Source organism: Pseudomonas sp. AC242 (genome assembly GCF_979258655.1).
The window spans coordinates 6,122,046-6,139,143 of the sequence record NZ_OZ409873.1; the positions used below are offsets into that span (position 1 = coordinate 6,122,046).

The 17,098-nt window shown below is 60.4% G+C and carries 12 protein-coding genes and 1 pseudogene; 11 read left to right on the top strand and 2 right to left on the bottom strand.

The genetic code is table 11. The features are described from left to right. The first annotated feature begins 103 nt into the window (after positions 1-103). The 11 genes from hutH (ACZZ0A_RS27615) (at position 104) to ACZZ0A_RS27665 (ending at position 14,875) form a co-directional block, all read left to right on the top strand. A complete protein-coding gene (gene hutH, locus ACZZ0A_RS27615) occupies positions 104-1,627 on the top strand; it encodes a histidine ammonia-lyase (RefSeq protein ID WP_463543993.1) in 1,524 nt (507 codons plus the stop codon). 117 nt (positions 1,628-1,744) lie between these two features. Next, on the top strand, positions 1,745-3,277 hold the full coding sequence (gene hutH, locus ACZZ0A_RS27620) for a histidine ammonia-lyase (RefSeq protein WP_095113979.1): 1,533 nt from the start codon (positions 1,745-1,747) through the stop codon (positions 3,275-3,277). A 355-nt stretch (positions 3,278-3,632) separates the two neighbouring features. After that, positions 3,633-4,838: an imidazolonepropionase gene (gene hutI / locus ACZZ0A_RS27625; RefSeq protein ID WP_463543994.1), complete on the top strand. Its 1,206-nt coding sequence runs from the start codon at positions 3,633-3,635 to the stop codon at positions 4,836-4,838. Positions 4,839-4,848: 10 nt separating this feature from the next. Then, a complete protein-coding gene (gene hutG, locus ACZZ0A_RS27630; RefSeq protein WP_095113981.1) occupies positions 4,849-5,652 on the top strand; it encodes an N-formylglutamate deformylase in 804 nt (267 codons plus the stop codon). Positions 5,653-5,823: 171 nt separating this feature from the next. Then, entirely contained in the window at positions 5,824-6,795 is a 972-nt protein-coding gene (gene pip, locus ACZZ0A_RS27635) for a prolyl aminopeptidase (RefSeq protein ID WP_008080611.1), read from the top strand. Further along, the gene (gene dtd, locus ACZZ0A_RS27640) at positions 6,792-7,229 is read left to right on the top strand and encodes a D-aminoacyl-tRNA deacylase (protein ID WP_463543995.1); all 438 of its coding nucleotides are present in this window, start codon (positions 6,792-6,794) and stop codon (positions 7,227-7,229) included. Before pip ends, dtd begins: the two co-directional genes overlap by 4 nt. A 274-nt stretch (positions 7,230-7,503) precedes the next feature. After that, a complete protein-coding gene (locus tag ACZZ0A_RS27645; RefSeq protein WP_007909332.1) occupies positions 7,504-9,315 on the top strand; it encodes a glucan biosynthesis protein G in 1,812 nt (603 codons plus the stop codon). Then, positions 9,308-11,878: a glucans biosynthesis glucosyltransferase MdoH gene (mdoH, locus tag ACZZ0A_RS27650; RefSeq protein ID WP_095113983.1), complete on the top strand. Its 2,571-nt coding sequence runs from the start codon at positions 9,308-9,310 to the stop codon at positions 11,876-11,878. The genes ACZZ0A_RS27645 and mdoH overlap by 8 nt, the downstream gene beginning before the upstream one ends. Positions 11,879-12,237: 359 nt before the next feature. Further along, the gene (locus ACZZ0A_RS27655; RefSeq protein WP_034152980.1) at positions 12,238-13,035 is read left to right on the top strand and encodes a transporter substrate-binding domain-containing protein; all 798 of its coding nucleotides are present in this window, start codon (positions 12,238-12,240) and stop codon (positions 13,033-13,035) included. Positions 13,036-13,188: 153 nt separating this feature from the next. Continuing rightward, positions 13,189-14,148: an amino acid ABC transporter permease gene (locus ACZZ0A_RS27660; protein WP_463543996.1), complete on the top strand. Its 960-nt coding sequence runs from the start codon at positions 13,189-13,191 to the stop codon at positions 14,146-14,148. Next, positions 14,141-14,875 (top strand): amino acid ABC transporter ATP-binding protein, encoded by a 735-nt coding sequence (locus ACZZ0A_RS27665; protein ID WP_007909337.1) that lies wholly within the window; start codon positions 14,141-14,143, stop codon positions 14,873-14,875. Before ACZZ0A_RS27660 ends, ACZZ0A_RS27665 begins: the two co-directional genes overlap by 8 nt. 155 nt (positions 14,876-15,030) lie before the next feature. Here the strand turns inward: ACZZ0A_RS27665 and ACZZ0A_RS27670 are convergent, their stop codons facing one another. Both ACZZ0A_RS27670 and ACZZ0A_RS27675 read right to left on the bottom strand, forming a co-directional pair. Then, positions 15,031-15,903 (bottom strand): methyl-accepting chemotaxis protein, encoded by an 873-nt coding sequence (locus ACZZ0A_RS27670; protein ID WP_371857741.1) that lies wholly within the window; start codon positions 15,901-15,903, stop codon positions 15,031-15,033. Further along, positions 15,886-16,947 (bottom strand): annotated as a pseudogene (locus ACZZ0A_RS27675) (methyl-accepting chemotaxis protein); the annotation flags it as partial. The pseudogene ACZZ0A_RS27675 and the gene ACZZ0A_RS27670, both read right to left, overlap by 18 nt. Between the last annotated feature and the right edge of the window lie 151 nt (positions 16,948-17,098).

The following is a 17,098-nucleotide window of genomic DNA, read 5'->3' on the forward strand; positions in this document are numbered from 1 at the left end:
CCAGTTCTTACAGAGATTGTGTGAACACTGGAGATCCTGTGGGAGCTGGCTTGCCAGCGATGAGGCCGGTAAAGCTGCATCAATATTACGGTTGAGGTTTTAGATGTCTCAGGCTGAAAAAATCGTTATCACCGGCGCCCCTCTGCGCTGGCAGGACTTGGTCGCCGTTGCCCGTCATGGCGCGCTTCTGGAGCTGTCCAGCGACACCTGGGCGCGCATCGAAAACGCCCAAGGCATCGTCCAGCGCATCGTCGCCAGCGGCGAGCGCGCCTATGGCGTCAATACCGGCCTGGGCGGTTTGTCCAACGTCTCGCTGCAGGACGAACAACTCAGCCAGCTCTCGCGCAACACCTTGCTCAGCCACGCCTGTGGCGTCGGCCCGGTGCTCGCCGACGAGCAGACTCGCGCGATCATCTGCGCCGCCATTCACAACTACAGCCACGGCAAATCCGGCCTGCATCGCCGGGTCGTCGAAGCCCTGCTGGCGCTGCTCAATCGCGGCATCACCCCGCAAGTGCCGTCGCAAGGTTCGGTGGGCTACCTGACGCACATGGCGCACATCGGCATCGCGTTGCTCGGCGTCGGCAATGTCAGCTATCGCGGGCAGATCACCTCGGCGCAACAAGCGCTGGCCGAAGAGGGGTTACAACCGGTTCAGCTCGGCGCAAAAGACGGTTTGTGCCTGGTCAACGGCACGCCGTGCATGACCGGCCTCAGCTGTCTGGCGATTGCCGACGCGACGCGTCTGGTGCAATGGGCCGACGTCATCGGCGCGATGAGTTTTGAAGCCCAGCGCGGCCAGATCGATGCGTTCGACGCTGAAATCATCGCGCTGAAACCGCATCCGGGCATGCAGCAGGTTGGCGTCAATCTGCGCGCCTTGCTCGATGGCAGCGAAGTGATTGCGTCGAGCAAAGGCATTCGCACTCAGGATGCGCTGAGCATCCGTTCGATCCCGCAAGTTCACGGTGCCGCGCGCGATCAGCTCGATCATGCAATCAAGCAGGTCGAGGCCGAACTCAACGGCTGCACTGATAACCCATTGTTGCTAGGCACGCCGGACAACTTCCGGGTGATGTCGCAAGCCAACCCGCACGGCCAATCGGTAGCTATGGCGGCGGATTTGCTGGCGATTGCCATGGCCGAAATCGGCTCGATTGCCGAACGTCGTCTGGATCGTCTGGTGAATCCGCACGTCAGCGGTCTGCCGGCATTTCTGGTGGCCAATCCGGGGGTGAACTCCGGGATGATGATCGTCCAGTACGTCGCTGCGTCACTGTGTGCGGAAAACCGCCAATTGGCGCAACCGGCGGTGCTCGACAACTACATCACTTCGGGCCTGCAGGAAGACCATTTGAGCATGGGCACCAACGCTGCGCTCAAGCTGCATCGTGCGCTGGAAAACTGCACGCAGATTCTCGCCATCGAATATCTGCTGGCGGCGCAGGCCTTTGAATTTCTCAAGGAACAGCGCTTCGGCGCGGGCACTGACCGCGCGTGGCGACTGCTGCGCGAAACGGTCCCGGCCTACGATCAGGATCGCTGGCTGGCGCCGGATATCGCTGCTGCTGCGAGCGTGTTGAAAGAGCCGAATCTGCCGCACAACGTTTTACCGAATTTGCACTGACAATTACCCATACCAGCGTGCCAAGGCGTGGATCGTCCACAAGACGAGAAACGACGGATAACGGAATGCTCCGGAGCGACTGGTAGTTAATAACAATGTCTCAAAAGGAGCATTTTAATGACTGCGCTGAACCTGATTCCCGGCCAACTGAGCCTGGCCCAACTGCGTGACGTCTACCAGAACCCGGTCAAGCTGACGCTCGACAACAGCGCCTCGGCGCAGATCGAAGCCAGCGTCGCTTGCGTCGAGCAGATCCTCGCCGAGAACCGCACCGCCTACGGCATCAACACCGGTTTCGGCCTGCTGGCCTCGACGCGCATCGCCAGCGAGGACCTGGAAAACCTCCAGCGTTCGCTGGTGCTGTCCCACGCCGCCGGTGTTGGCCAGCCGATCAGTGATGAGCTGGTGCGGCTGATCATGGTGCTTAAGGTCAACAGCCTCAGCCGTGGTTTCTCCGGTATTCGCCGCGTGGTGATCGATGCGCTGATCGCGCTGATCAATGCCGAGGTTTATCCGCATATTCCGCTGAAAGGTTCGGTGGGCGCTTCGGGCGATCTGGCACCGTTGGCGCACATGTCGCTAGTGCTGCTGGGCGAGGGCAAGGCGCGCTACAAGGGTGAGTGGATGGAAGCCACCGAAGCGCTGAAAGTGGCTGGCCTGACGCCGTTGACGCTGGCGGCGAAAGAAGGTCTGGCGCTGCTTAACGGTACTCAGGTTTCCACGGCGTTCGCGCTGCGTGGTCTGTTTGAAGGTGAAGATTTGTTCGCGGGCGCGCTGGCGCTGGGTGGTCTGACGGTTGAAGCGGTATTGGGTTCGCGTTCGCCGTTCGACGTGCGTATCCATGCGGCTCGTGGCCAGAAAGGCCAGATCGACGCGGCTGCCGCTTACCGTGATCTGCTCGGCGAGCGCAGCGAAGTCTCCGACTCGCACCAGAACTGCGAGAAGGTGCAGGATCCGTACTCGCTGCGCTGCCAGCCACAAGTCATGGGCGCCTGCCTGACGCAGTTCCGTCAGGCCGCTGAAGTACTGGCGGTCGAAGCCAACGCCGTATCGGATAACCCGCTGGTCTTCGCCGCTGAAGGCGATGTGATTTCCGGCGGCAACTTCCACGCCGAACCGGTGGCCATGGCTGCTGACAACATGGCCCTGGCCATCGCCGAGATCGGCTCGCTGAGCGAACGCCGCATCTCGCTGATGATGGACAAGCACATGTCGCAGCTGCCGCCGTTCCTCGTCGCCAATGGCGGCGTGAATTCCGGTTTCATGATCGCTCAGGTGACAGCAGCGGCGCTGGCCAGCGAGAACAAGGCCTTGTCGCATCCGCATTCGGTGGACAGTCTGCCGACCTCGGCTAACCAGGAAGACCACGTCTCGATGGCCCCGGCGGCTGGCAAGCGGCTGTGGGAAATGGCTGAAAACACCCGCGGGATTCTCGCGGTGGAATGGCTCGCGGCGGTGCAAGGACTGGACCTGCGTAACGGTCTGAAGACCTCGGCGAAGCTGGAGCAGGCCCGGGCGATTCTGCGTAAGGAAGTGCCGTTCTATGAGAAAGATCGGTTCTTTGCGCCGGATATCAATGCGGCGACTGAATTGTTGGCTTCGCGGTGCCTGACCGAGCTGATTCCAGCGAAACTTTTGCCTAGTTTGTAAGTGTTTTTTCAGGGAGAGCTTTGTTGTTACTGACATCGATCCCCCTCACCCCAGCCCTCTCCCCCAAGGGGGAGAGGGGGAAGGGAGCCGATCTTCAAGTTTTTCAGAGCCTGAGTTCGGCTCAAGATTTCCAGGTCGATGTACCTCGACAGAGCAACCCGGTCAGTCCTGCTTCTTCCTGGCGAGAGCAGGGAGCCGATCTTCATGGTTTTCAGAACCTGAGTTCGGCTCAAGACTTTCAGGTCGGTGTACCTCGACAGAACAACCCGGTCAGTCCCCTCTCCCTCCGGGAGAGGGCTAGGGTGAGGGGCTTTTCAGAGGCTACCCACCAAACCAAACACAACGGAGGCCAACAGTGAAAACCCTCTGGCAACACTGCCACGTCGCAACCATGGCGCAGGGCGTCTACTCGATCATCGAGGATGCGGCCATCGTGACGTCCGGTGCGCTCATCGAGTGGATCGGCCCGCGTAATCAACTGCCATCCGGCGAATACCCGGCGGTCAATGACCTGCAAGGCGCGTGGGTCACGCCCGGCCTGATCGACTGCCACACCCACACGGTGTTCGGCGGCAACCGCAGCGGCGAATTCGAAAAGCGCCTGCAAGGTGTCAGCTACGCCGAAATCGCGGCATCCGGCGGAGGCATCGCCAGCACCGTGCGCGCGACTCGCGAGGCCACTGAAGACGAGCTGTTCGCCAGCGCCGCCAAGCGCCTGAAAAGCCTTATGCGTGACGGCGTGACCACGGTTGAAATGAAGTCCGGTTACGGCCTCGATCTGGTCAACGAACGCAAAATCCTTCGTGTCATCCGTCGCCTGGAAAAAGAGCTGCCGATCAGCGTACGCAGCACCTGCCTGGCCGCCCACGCGTTGCCACCGGAATACAAAGATCGTGCCGACGACTACATCGATCTGATCTGCAGCGAGATGCTGCCCGCTCTGGCTGCCGAAGGACTGGTCGATGCCGTGGATGCGTTCTGCGAATACCTGGCGTTCTCGCCAGAGCAAGTCGAGCGCGTGTTCATCGCCGCGCAAAAACTCGGTCTGCCGGTAAAACTGCACGCCGAACAATTGTCGTCGCTGCATGGCTCCAGCCTCGCCGCGCGTTACAAGGCGTTGTCCGCCGATCACCTGGAATTCATGGACGAAGCCGACGCCATCGCCATGGCCGAGTCCGACACCGTCGCGGTGCTGCTGCCGGGCGCGTTCTACTTCCTGCGTGAAACCCAATTGCCGCCAATGGACGCCCTGCGCAAGCACAAGGTGAAAATCGCCATCGCCAGCGACCTCAACCCCGGCACTTCGCCCGCGCTGTCGTTGCGGCTGATGCTGAACATGGCCTGCACCTGCTTCCGCATGACTCCGGAGGAAGCCCTGGCCGGTGCGACGATTCATGCCGCGCAAGCGCTGGGCATGGCCGACACCCACGGTTCGCTGGAAGTCGGCAAGGTCGCGGATTTCGTTGTTTGGCACATTGATCGTCCGGCGGATCTGGCCTATTGGCTCGGCGGTGATCTGGACAAACGCGTCGTGCGTCACGGCGTCGAATCAAATCTGTAGGAGGGCGGTTGTGGATAAGGTTCTGAACTTCAAACAAGGACGCGTGCCGCTGCTGATCAGCATGCCTCACGCCGGTGTGCGCCTGACCCCAGCGGTGGAAGCCGGGTTGATCGCCGATGCGAAAAGCCTGCCGGACACTGACTGGCACATCCCGCAGCTTTACGATTTTGCTGAAGAACTCGGCGCCAGTACGTTGGCTGCCGAGTACTCGCGATTCGTCATCGATTTGAACCGGCCGTCCGACGACAAACCGTTGTATGCGGGCGCTACCACCGGGCTCTACCCGGCGACGCTGTTCGACGGCATTCCGTTGTTCCGCGAAGGCCACGAGCCGTCGAAAGAAGAACGCGCGACTTATCTGGAGCAGATCTGGACGCCGTATCACCGTACGCTTCAGGAAGAGCTGGCACGGCTGAAGGCCGAATTCGGTTACGCGCTGCTGTTCGACGCGCACTCGATCCGCTCAATCATCCCGCACCTGTTCGACGGCAAACTACCGGACTTCAACCTCGGCACCTTCAATGGCGCCAGTTGTGATCCGCAATTGGCCGCGCAACTGGAAGCGATCTGCGCTGGTCATAGCAACTACAGTCATGTTCTGAACGGACGCTTCAAGGGCGGCCACATCACCCGTCATTACGGCAACCCGGCCGAGAACATCCACGCGGTGCAACTGGAGTTGTGCCAGAGCACCTACATGGAAGAGTTCGAACCGTTCCGCTATCGCCCTGACCTCGCCGAGCCAACGCGGGTGGTACTAAAGGAATTGCTGCAAGGCTATCTGGCCTGGGGCGAAAAACACTACCGCGGCTGACTCACCCCTGTAGGAGCTGCCGAAAGCTGCGATCTTGATCGTTCCCACGCAGAGCGTGGGAACGATCAGGCCCCGGAGCATGCTCATTGACGTAAATCGGGTTTATGATGCCCAACGGCAGAATAATAGAAGTCCCCCCAGGGATGACCTCGACCCCTTACGGAGCGCGCAATGCAGACTTTGTTTCCGCAGATCAAACCTCACGCCCGGCACGATCTGGCTGTCGATGACACCCATACGCTGTACGTCGACGAAAGCGGTTCACCGGAGGGTTTGCCGGTTGTGTTCATTCATGGCGGCCCCGGCGCCGGTTGCGACGCGCAGAGCCGTCGCTATTTCGATCCGAACCTGTATCGCATTGTAACCTTCGACCAGCGCGGTTGCGGGCGCTCCACGCCGCACGCCAGCCTGGAAAACAACACCACCTGGGATCTGGTTGCCGACCTTGAGCGCATCCGCAAACACCTGGGCATCGACAAATGGGTGCTGTTCGGCGGCTCGTGGGGTTCGACCCTGGCGCTGGCCTATGCGCAAACCCACCCTGAGCGTGTTCACGGTCTGATCCTGCGTGGGATCTTTCTCTGCCGTCCGCAGGAAATCGAGTGGTTCTATCAGGCCGGTGCCAGTCGTCTGTTCCCCGATTATTGGCAGGATTACATTGCGCCAATCCCGCTGGACGAGCGCGACGATCTGCTTAGCGCATTCCACAAGCGCCTGACCGGCAACGACCAGATCGCCCAGATGCACGCGGCCAAGGCTTGGTCGACGTGGGAAGGGCGCACCGCGACCCTGCGGCCGAACCCGCTGGTGGTCGATCGCTTCTCCGAGCCGCAGCGCGCGCTGTCGATTGCGCGGATCGAATGCCATTACTTCACCAACAACGCCTTCCTTGAGCCGAACCAGCTGATTCGCGACATGGGCAAGATCGCCCATCTGCCCGGCGTGATCATTCACGGTCGCTATGACGTGATCTGCCCGCTCGACAACGCCTGGGAACTGCATCAAGCCTGGCCGAACAGCGAACTGCAGGTGATCCGTGATGCCGGCCACGCCGCATCCGAACCGGGCATCACCGATGCACTGGTGCGCGCCGCGGGCAATATGGCTCGGCGCCTGCTCGACCTGCCGCCCGAAGAAGCATGAAGGGGCTTTTACAGCGGGTACGCGGTGCGCGGGTTGAAGTCGCGGGTGAGGTAGTCGGGGCGGTCGATTACGGTTTGCTGGTGCTGGTGGCGGTCGAACCCGACGACACGCGTACCAGCGCCGACAAACTTCTGCATAAGCTGCTTAACTATCGGGTATTCAGTGATGCGGAGGGCAAGATGAACTTGTCCCTCGCCGATGTCGGTGGCGGGTTGCTGCTGGTCTCGCAGTTCACCCTTGCGGCCGACACCAAAAGCGGGTTGCGCCCGAGCTTTTCGACAGCCGCGCCACCGGCGTTGGGCGAGGAATTGTTCGACTATCTATTAAGCAGTGCGAAACAGGTGCATGGCACTGTGGCATCAGGTAGATTCGGCGCCGATATGCAGGTGCATTTGGTCAACGATGGCCCGGTTACCTTTTTGTTACAGACCTGAAAGCGCTTGAAACACCTTTTTGGGAAATTTCGACCGTTTTTAGGGTGTTTTCGCGATAAATACTTTGTTACCCCTGATGCGTTGTCATGCGGGCTACTAGATAATCGCGCGCACTGGGATCAGCGTTCGCTGATCCATTTTCACTTAGGTAGAGACTTGTCCGGATCCGATTGGGGAATCATTTTGCCCCAGCGGAGTCGGAACAATGCTCGCCAACCTGGCATATAGATAGCTGGCCGTTGGTTTTTTGATCTGTTTTCGGCGAGGGTTGCTCGTGATTGTTAGTCCCTGTAATGCAGCAAAAATGTCTGCCAAACGCATGCGAAGTGCCCTGGTAGCGGGTTCGGCGCTCCTGTGCCTGCTCAGCGCCGGCCAGCTTTGGGCGTTCAATCTTGACGATGTATCGGCGAAGGCGAAAGAACTGGCCGGGCAGAAGTTCGAAGCCCCGCGCAGCAATCTGCCGAACGAATTCCGCGACATGAAGTTCGCGGACTATCAGAAAATCCGCTTCCTCACCGAAAAGGCTGAGTGGGCTGATCAGAAAACCCCGTTCAAACTGTCCTTCTATCACCAGGGTATGCACTTCGATACACCGGTGAAAATCAACGAAATCACAGCGAACACCGTCGAAGAGATCAAATACGATCCGACGCGCTTCGATTTCGGCGACCTGAAATTCGATCCGAAAGCCACCGAACAACTGGGTTATGCCGGTTTCCGTGTGCTGTATCCGATCAACAAGGCCGACAAGCAAGACGAGATCATGACCATGCTCGGCGCGAGTTACTTCCGCGTTGTCGGCAAGGGCCACACCTACGGCCTCTCGGCGCGTGGTCTGGCGATTGATACCGCGCTGCCGTCGGGCGAAGAATTCCCGCGTTTCCGCGAGTTCTGGATTCAACAGCCGAAGCCGGGCGACAAGCATCTGGTGATCTTCGCCCTGCTGGATTCGCCGCGTGCCACCGGTGCCTACCGTCTGATCCTGCGTCCGGGCAGCGACACCATTGTCGACGTCAAAGCGCAGATGTTCCTGCGTGACAAGGTCGGCAAACTGGGCATCGCGCCACTGACCAGCATGTTCCTGTTCGGCGCCAACCAGCCGTCGAAAGTCCTCAACTACCGTCGTGAACTGCACGACTCCAGCGGTCTGTCGATCCATGCCGGTAACGGCGAGTGGATCTGGCGTCCACTGAACAACCCGAAACACTTGGCCGTGAGCAACTTCAGCATCGAGAACCCGCGTGGTTTCGGTCTGCTGCAACGTGGCCGCGACTTCAGCCACTACGAAGACCTCGACGACCGCTACGACAAGCGCCCAAGCGCCTGGATCGAGCCGAAGGGCGAGTGGGGCAAGGGCACCGTTGATCTGGTAGAAATTCCGACCGCCGACGAAACCAACGACAACATCGTTGCGTTCTGGAGCCCGGAAAAAATGCCGGAGCCGGGTCAGCCGCTGGAATTCGCCTACCGCATGCACTGGACCATGGACGAAGCGGCGATTCATGCGCCGGACAGCGCCTGGGTTTCGCAGACTCTGCGTTCGACCGGTGACGTCAAGCAATCGAACCTGATCCGTCAGCCGGATGGCAGCGTTGCCTACTTGGTCGACTTCGAAGGTCCATCGCTGGCCGCGCTGACCCCGGATGCCGACGTGCGCAGTCAGGTCAGTGTTGGTGACAACGCCGAGCTGGTTGAAAACAGCGTGCGCTACAACCCGGAAACCAAAGGCTGGCGCTTGACCCTGCGCATGAAGATCAAGGACGCGAGCAAGTCGACCGAGATGCGTGCCGCCCTGGTTCAGCCAGTCGTGACTGCTGATCTGGCGAAATCGGTGCCGGCGTCCAACTCGTCCGTTGCCAAGGCCGACAAGGTTGCCGCCAAGCAACAAGAGAAACTCGACAAGGAAGCCAAGGCCGCCGAGGCCAAACAGGCCGACGCCAAGCCAGCTGCAGATGCCAAGGATAAGGCCAACAAAGACGCCAAGCAGCCAGCGGCTGCGGACGCGGCCCCAGCCACACCGGAATCGGCACCGACTGAAGAAGTCCTGACCGAGACCTGGAGCTATCAGTTGCCTGCCGATGAGTAACTCTCAAGTACAGCCAGAGACTCTGTCCGAGTATCTGGCGCATCTGCCGATGACCGACGAGCAGCGCGCGGAACTCGCGGGCTGCCAGTCGTTCAGCGAGCTGCATGAACGCCTGTCGTCTTCAACGTTCGACGCTCCTGCCGAGGCCGCCCAGGCTTCGGTGGGCAAGCGCCTGACCCTGAGCACCGCCGAAGAACTTGAAGACGCGGAGATGCTGGTGCTCGACGCCAGCGGTCGCGTCAGCATGAAGGCGACGCCGCCGATCCGTCGGACCAAGGTCGTGCCGGAGCCGTGGCGCACCAATATTCTGGTGCGTGGCTGGCGCCGTATGACCGGTCGTACCAACCCGCCGCAGCCGCCGAAGGACGAAAACGTCTTGCCCGCCGCGCGCTGGCGCACCGTCGGCTCGATCCGCCGCTACATTCTGTTGCTGCTGATGCTCGGTCAGACCATCGTCGCCGGCTGGTACATGAAAGGCATCATGCCGTACCAGGGCTGGTCGTTCGTCGATCTGGAAGAAGTCCTGCATCAACCGCTGCTGCAAACCGCCACGCAAGTGCTGCCGTATGCGCTGCAAACCAGCATTCTGATTCTGTTCGGGATTCTGTTCTGCTGGGTGTCGGCTGGTTTCTGGACGGCGCTGATGGGCTTCCTCGAGTTGCTCACCGGTCACGATAAATACCGTATCTCGGGCAAAAGCGCCGGCAACGAGCCGATTGCCAAAGACGCGCGTACCGCGCTGGTGATGCCGATCTGCAACGAAGACGTACCGCGTGTATTCGCCGGTTTGCGGGCAACGTTCGAATCGGTTGCTGCCACTGGTGATCTGGACCGCTTTGACTTCTTCGTGCTCAGCGACAGTAATGACACCGACATCTGCGTCGCCGAACAACAGGCCTGGCTGGATGTCTGCCGCGAAGCCAAAGGTTTCGGCAAGATCTTCTACCGTCGCCGTCGCCGTCGTGTGAAGCGCAAGAGCGGCAACCTCGACGACTTCTGCCGTCGTTGGGGCGGTGACTATAAATATATGGTCGTTCTCGACGCCGACTCGGTGATGAGCGGTGAGTGCCTGACCAGTCTGGTGCGCTTGATGGAAGCCACGCCGGACGCCGGGATCATCCAGACCGCGCCGCGTGCGTCGGGCATGGACACTCTCTATGCGCGTATGCAGCAGTTTGCGACCCGCGTGTACGGCCCGCTGTTTACCGCTGGTCTGCACTTCTGGCAGTTGGGTGAATCCCACTACTGGGGTCACAACGCGATCATCCGCATGAAGCCGTTTATCGACCACTGCGCCTTGGCGCCGTTGCCGGGTAAAGGCGCGTTCTCGGGTGCGATTCTGTCCCACGACTTCGTTGAAGCCGCGTTGATGCGCCGTGCCGGTTGGGGCGTGTGGATTGCCTACGACTTGCCGGGCAGCTACGAAGAACTGCCGCCGAACCTGCTCGACGAACTCAAGCGTGACCGTCGCTGGTGCCACGGCAACCTGATGAACTTCCGTTTGTTCCTGGTCAAAGGCATGCACCCGGTGCACCGCGCGGTGTTCCTCACCGGCGTGATGTCGTACCTGTCGGCGCCGTTGTGGTTCTTCTTCCTGGTGCTGTCGACCGCGCTGCTGGCGGTGAACACGCTGATGGAGCCGCAGTACTTCCTCGAGCCGCGCCAGCTCTATCCGCTGTGGCCACAATGGCACCCGGACAAGGCGATCGCGCTGTTCTCGACGACCATCGTGCTGCTGTTCCTGCCGAAACTGTTGAGCATCATCCTGATCTGGGCCAAGGGCGCGAAAGAGTTCGGCGGCAAGTTCAAGGTGACCCTGTCGATGCTGCTGGAGATGCTGTTCTCCATGCTGCTGGCGCCGGTGCGGATGATTTTCCACACGCGTTTCGTCCTCGCCGCGTTCCTCGGCTGGGCCGCGACCTGGAACTCGCCGCAGCGTGACGACGACTCGACGCCTTGGAGCGAAGCGGTCAAACGCCACGGTCCGCAGACCCTGTTGGGCTTCTGCTGGGCGCTGCTGGTGATCTGGCTGAACCCGAGCTTCCTCTGGTGGCTGGTGCCGATCGTCGGTTCGCTGATGCTGTCGATCCCGGTGTCGGTGATTTCCAGCCGCGTTGGTCTGGGCCTGAAGTCCCGTGACGAGAGCCTGTTCCTCATTCCTGAGGAATACAATCCGCCACAGGCGCTGCTGGCGACCGACCAGTACACCCACGAAAACCGTTACCACGCCCTCAACGACGGCTTTGTCCGCGCGGTGGTCGATCCGCAGCAGAACGCTTTGGCGTGTTCGCTGGCGACCTCGCGTCACGGTCAGGCCGAGCCGATCGAATGGCTGCGTCAGGAGCGTGTGCGTCACGCGATCAAGGTTGGCCCGGCCGGGCTGAATAATCATGATCGCTTGCAACTGCTGAGCGACCCTGTTGCCTTGGCGCGTTTGCATGAGCAGGTCTGGGCCGAAGGTCACGCTGAGTGGCTGGATGCATGGCGGGCTTCGGTGAAAGCCGATCCCCATGCGCCGTTGCTGCCGCTGCGACCGGTGAGTATGCAGGCGCAACCGGCCTGATGAGAAAACCCCGCTGATTCAGCGGGGTTTTTTTATGGCGCCGAAAAGCCCCTCACCCTAGCCCTCTCCCCGAGGGAGAGGGGACCGACCGAGTTGGATGTTCGAGTTACACCGACCTGAGATATCGAGTCGAACTCAAGTGTTGAATATTCCCCGATCTGCTCCCTTTCCCCCTCGCCCCCTTGGGGGAGAGGGTTGGGGTGAGGGGGTAGCTCTTGATTGTTAAACAAATCGTCCATTAAACCTTGTGCAAAAAAACGAGTGCGTTAGCATCCGTCCCCGAATTGGCGCACCCGGGCATTTTTGCCTGTCACTGTTGGTTTTCGCGCCGCACACGCAATGGTTTTGGGGACTTGAAGATGAAGAAGTATCTGTCGATGCTGCTGGTCGGCGTCACGGCACTGGTTGCAGTCAATGCGGCGCAGGCTGGCGCAATCGATGACGCGGTCAAGCGCGGCACGTTGAAAGTCGGTATGGATCCGACCTACATGCCGTTCGAAATGACCAACAAGCGCGGCGAAATCATCGGTTTCGAAGTCGACATCCTCAAAGCCATGTCCAAGGCCATGGGCGTCAAACTGGAACTGGTTTCGACCGGCTACGACGGCATCATCCCGGCGCTGATGACCGACAAGTTCGACATGATCGGCAGCGGCATGACCTTGACTCAGGAGCGCAACCTGCGCCTGAATTTCAGCGAACCGTTCATCGTGGTCGGCCAGACCCTGCTGATCCGCAAGGAGCTGGAAGGCACTATCAAGTCGTACAAAGACCTGAACACCGCCGACTACCGCATCACCTCCAAGCTCGGCACCACCGGCGAAATGGTCGCCAAGAAGCTCATCTCCAAGGCCAAGTACCACGGCTACGACAATGAGCAGGAAGCGGTGCTCGACGTGGTCAACGGCAAGGCTGATGCCTTCATCTATGACGCGCCGTACAACGTCGTCGCGGTGACCAAGGTTGGTGCCGGCAAACTGGTGTTCCTCGACAAGCCGTTCACCTACGAGCCTTTGGCCTTCGGTCTGAAGAAGGGTGACTACGACAGTCTCAACTTCATCAACAACTTCCTGCACCAGATCCACGAAGACGGCACCTACGATCGCATCCATGACAAGTGGTTCAAGAGCACCGAGTGGCTCAAGGACATGGAATAACGCGCATCCGCTGATCGTTTCCACGTCGAGGCGTCGAACCGTCCGCGTGGGAACGCATCCTGTGACGCTCCGCGTCACGAACAGGCAGGGACGCAGAGCGTCCCGAGCGGCATTCCCACGCAGAGCGTGGGAACGATCATCCGAGAACCTGCAATGAAACAGAAAAAAGCCCAATGGCCCTGGCACGTACTCACCGTGCTGGTGCTGGTCGGCCTGGCGGGCGCGTTGTATTACGCGACGTCGCTGATGTCCTACGAATGGCGCTGGAACCGCGTGCCGCAGTACTTCGCCTATCAGGCCGAAGAAACCCAGCGTGCCACTGACATTTCCACCGTCACCGAACTCGTGCGCAAGGGCAGCAGCGCGCAAGTCACCCTGCGCAATGACGCCGGTGACGAGCAGCACCTGACCGTCGACGAGAACAGCCTGCAATTCGCTCAGGGCGACGATGTGGCCGAAGGCGACGTCGTGGGCGTGACCCGGCATTGGGCGGCAGGACCGCTGCTGTGGGGGTTGTGGACGACACTTTGGCTGTCGGTGGTCTCCGGCATTCTCGGTTTGCTGATCGGTCTGGTCACCGGCCTCTGCCGTCTGTCCAGCAACCCGACCCTGCGCGACCTCTCGACCATTTACGTCGAACTGGTACGCGGCACGCCGCTGCTGGTACAGATTTTCATTTTCTACTTCTTCATCGGCACGGTGATGAACCTGTCCCGCGAATTTGCCGGGATCGCCGCGCTGTCGCTGTTCACCGGTGCCTACGTGGCCGAGATCATCCGTTCCGGCGTGCAATCGATTGCCCGTGGCCAGAACGAAGCGGCGCGTTCGCTTGGTCTGAGTGCCGGTCAATCGATGCGTCACGTTGTGCTGCCGCAAGCATTTAAACGCGTGCTGCCGCCGCTGGCCGGGCAGTTCATCAGTCTGGTCAAGGACACCTCGCTGGTGTCGGTAATTGCCATCACCGAGCTGCTGAAAAGCGGCCGTGAAGTCATCACCACCTCGTTCTCGCCGTTCGAGATTCTGTTCTGCGTCGCCGGTCTGTACCTGTTGATCAACCTGCCGCTGTCGAAAATCGCCAGCCGGCTTGAGCGGAGGCTCGCGCAAAGTGATTGAAGTCCGCGATCTGGTAAAAGTCTTCGACACCCGTGGGCAAGTGGTGCGTGCGGTGGATAACGTCAGCACCACAGTCGCCAAGGGCGAAGTGCTGGTAGTGATCGGCCCGTCGGGTTCCGGCAAGTCGACCTTCCTGCGTTGCCTCAATGGCCTGGAAGAGTTCGATTCCGGCTCGGTGAGCATCGACGGCCTGCAACTGGCCGACCCGAAAACCGACGTCAACGCCTATCGCCGCGAAGTCGGCATGGTCTTTCAGCATTTCAACCTGTTCCCGCACATGACCGTGCTGGAAAACCTCTGTCTGGCGCAGAAAGTCGTGCGCAAGCGCGGCAAGAAAGAGCGCGAAGCCAAGGCTATGGAGTTGCTGAAAAAGGTCGGGATTGCACAGAAGGCCAACGAGTTTCCGTCACGTCTGTCCGGCGGTCAGCAACAGCGCGTGGCGATCGCCCGGGCGCTGGCGATGGAGCCGAAGGTGATGTTGTTCGATGAGCCGACCTCAGCCCTCGACCCGGAGATGGTCGGTGAGGTGCTGGACGTGATGAAGAACCTGGCCGTGGAAGGCATGACCATGGTTTGCGTGACCCACGAAATGGGCTTTGCCCGGGAAGTGGCGGATCGGGTGTTGTTCTTCGATCACGGCAAGCTGTTGGAAGATGCCGCGCCTGCCGAATTCTTTGATACACCGAAGGATCCGCGTGCGCAGGCCTTCCTGCGTCAGGTTCTGTAACTGCGGCGTTCTCTCGGCCGCCATCGCTGGCAAGCCAGCTCCCACAGGGTTTGTAGTCGATCACAAAGTTTGTGTTCAACCCATTCACTGTGGGAGCTGGCTTGCCAGCGATAGCATCACCTCGGTTCAGAGCGAACCGAGGTGGATGAATCACCTCAAACCTTGAAGCGCCCCACCAGCATCTGCAAGTGAGTACCCAGGCGCGCCAGCTCAACGCTGGACGCCGCGGTCTCTTCACTCGCCGCCGACGTCTGATCCGACACATCCCGCACATTCAGCACGCTACGGTTGATCTCTTCTGCCACCGCGCTCTGCTGCTCGGCCGCTGCGGCAATCTGCTGGTTCATCGCCTGAATCGCCGAAACCGTGCGGGTGATGCTTTCCAGCGACCCGCCCGCGCGACGGGTCAGCTCAACGCTGCTGTCGGTCAGGGTGCGGCTGTTGTCCATGATCGTTGCCACTTGCTGGGTGCCGTTCTGCAGGCCGACGATCAGCTCTTCGATTTCTTCGGTGGACTTCTGCGTGCGCTGCGCGAGGCTGCGCACTTCATCGGCCACCACGGCAAACCCACGCCCGGCTTCACCGGCACGCGCCGCCTCGATGGCCGCGTTGAGGGCCAACAGGTTGGTTTGCTGCGCCACCGACTTGATCACGTCGAGGACGCTGCCGATCTTGTCGCTTTCGCGCTTGAGTTCGCCCATGGCTTCGGTGGAATGACCAACCTCAACCGCCAGACGCTCGATCTGCGCGATCGCTTCGCCGACGACCTTGTCCCCTTCGCGGGCCTGCTGGTCAGCAGCCACGGCGGCTTCGGAGGCTTCCTCGGCGTTACGCGCGACTTCCTGCACGGTGGCGGCCATTTCATTCATGGCGGTGGCGACCTGATCGGTCTCGATTTTCTGATTATTGACCCCGGCGCTGGTTTGCTCGGTCACCGCTGAGAGTTCTTCGGCAGCGCTGGCAATCTGAGTGACGCCATCGCTGATGCCGCCCACCAGTTCACGCAGGCCTTGGGTCATGCTCTGCATCGAGCGTTGCAGTTGGCCGAGTTCGTCGCGACGCAGGGAAACGAGGTTGTGGGTCAGGTCGCCGGCGGCCACGCGCTCGGCGACTTTCAGGGTCTGGTTCAGCGGAATGATGATCTGCCGGGTGATCGCCCAGGCGGCCAGCAGGCCGAATGCGACGGCCAGTGCGGTGGCGATCAGCAGCAGGTTTTTGGCACGTGCGGCGTCAGTGTCCCGAACCACGGTCTGCGATTCAGTCAGTTTCTTGCTGACGGCGATCAAAATGTCGCCCTGAGCAGACATGTTGGCCAGTGCTGCAGCGTTTTTTACTTGAGAATCACGAAATTGCGCAACGGCTGCACGGTAAGCCTTGAGCGAGTCGGTGGCTTGCTGCAGGTTGGCGATATGCTGGTCTGGGACGCGGGACGGCAGGCTTTCGAGGTTTTTCAGGGCATTGTCGATCGCGGTCAGGGCGGGTTGCTCGGCATCGGCCTTGCCGCTGTAGGTGTAACCGCGCACCTGATATCGCGCTTGCTGCAGCAGTTTGCTCAGTTCGATCACCGCGTTGTATTGCGCGACGCTGTCGCCTTGTAGCAGCGCGCTCTCGACCTCGCCGACCTTGGCCACGGCATTGTCGGCATTGGCGCCTAGTTTGCTGCGTGCGTCTTCACGCTGCACGGTGGCCTGGGTCATTTCGCCGAAGGCACGTTTGTATTCGGCCACGGCAGCCAATTGTTGATCGACCATCGCCACATCGGACGGCTGCTCGATCATGCCGCGTGCCGATTGCAGACCGCTTTCGAGTTTGCTGAGGAATTCGTTGACGGTGCCCGGTCCCTGTTCGCCGCGCCGCATGTCGTAGTCCATGCGCGCCAGGCGCAGGTCCTTGGTCAGCTCGTTGAGACTGGAGATAAAGCCGAGTTTGTCACCGCGGCTGATAATGCCGCTCATGCCGGTCCAGCCGGTGAAGGTGATCAACAGTGTCAGCAACAGCACCAGGCCGAAACCGATGCCCAGCTTGCGTTTGACGCTGACGTTTCCAAGACTCTCGGCTAACCAACGGTACATGCGACCACTCCCTTCGGACCACTAATTGGACTTATGGGGAGGGTATCGGCCGAATGATGGCAATCTGTAACACCATTTATCCACCGGAACCGCACGGTATCAATGTAGGAGCTGCCGTAGGCTGCGATCTTTTGATCTTGCTTCTAAAAAC

Excerpts from the sequence above, each read along its gene's own strand:
- hutH (WP_463543993.1), top strand. The coding sequence starts at position 104 with ATGTCTCAGGCTGAAAAAATCGTTATCACCGGCGCCCCTCTGCGCTGG.
- hutH (WP_095113979.1), top strand. The coding sequence starts at position 1,745 with ATGACTGCGCTGAACCTGATTCCCGGCCAACTGAGCCTGGCCCAACTG.
- pip (WP_008080611.1), top strand. The coding sequence starts at position 5,824 with ATGCAGACTTTGTTTCCGCAGATCAAACCTCACGCCCGGCACGATCTG.
- dtd (WP_463543995.1), top strand. The coding sequence starts at position 6,792 with ATGAAGGGGCTTTTACAGCGGGTACGCGGTGCGCGGGTTGAAGTCGCG.
- mdoH (WP_095113983.1), top strand. The coding sequence starts at position 9,308 with ATGAGTAACTCTCAAGTACAGCCAGAGACTCTGTCCGAGTATCTGGCG.
- ACZZ0A_RS27655 (WP_034152980.1), top strand. The coding sequence starts at position 12,238 with ATGAAGAAGTATCTGTCGATGCTGCTGGTCGGCGTCACGGCACTGGTT.
- ACZZ0A_RS27660 (WP_463543996.1), top strand. The coding sequence starts at position 13,189 with ATGAAACAGAAAAAAGCCCAATGGCCCTGGCACGTACTCACCGTGCTG.
- ACZZ0A_RS27670 (WP_371857741.1), bottom strand. The coding sequence starts at position 15,903 with ATGCAGAGCATGACCCAAGGCCTGCGTGAACTGGTGGGCGGCATCAGC.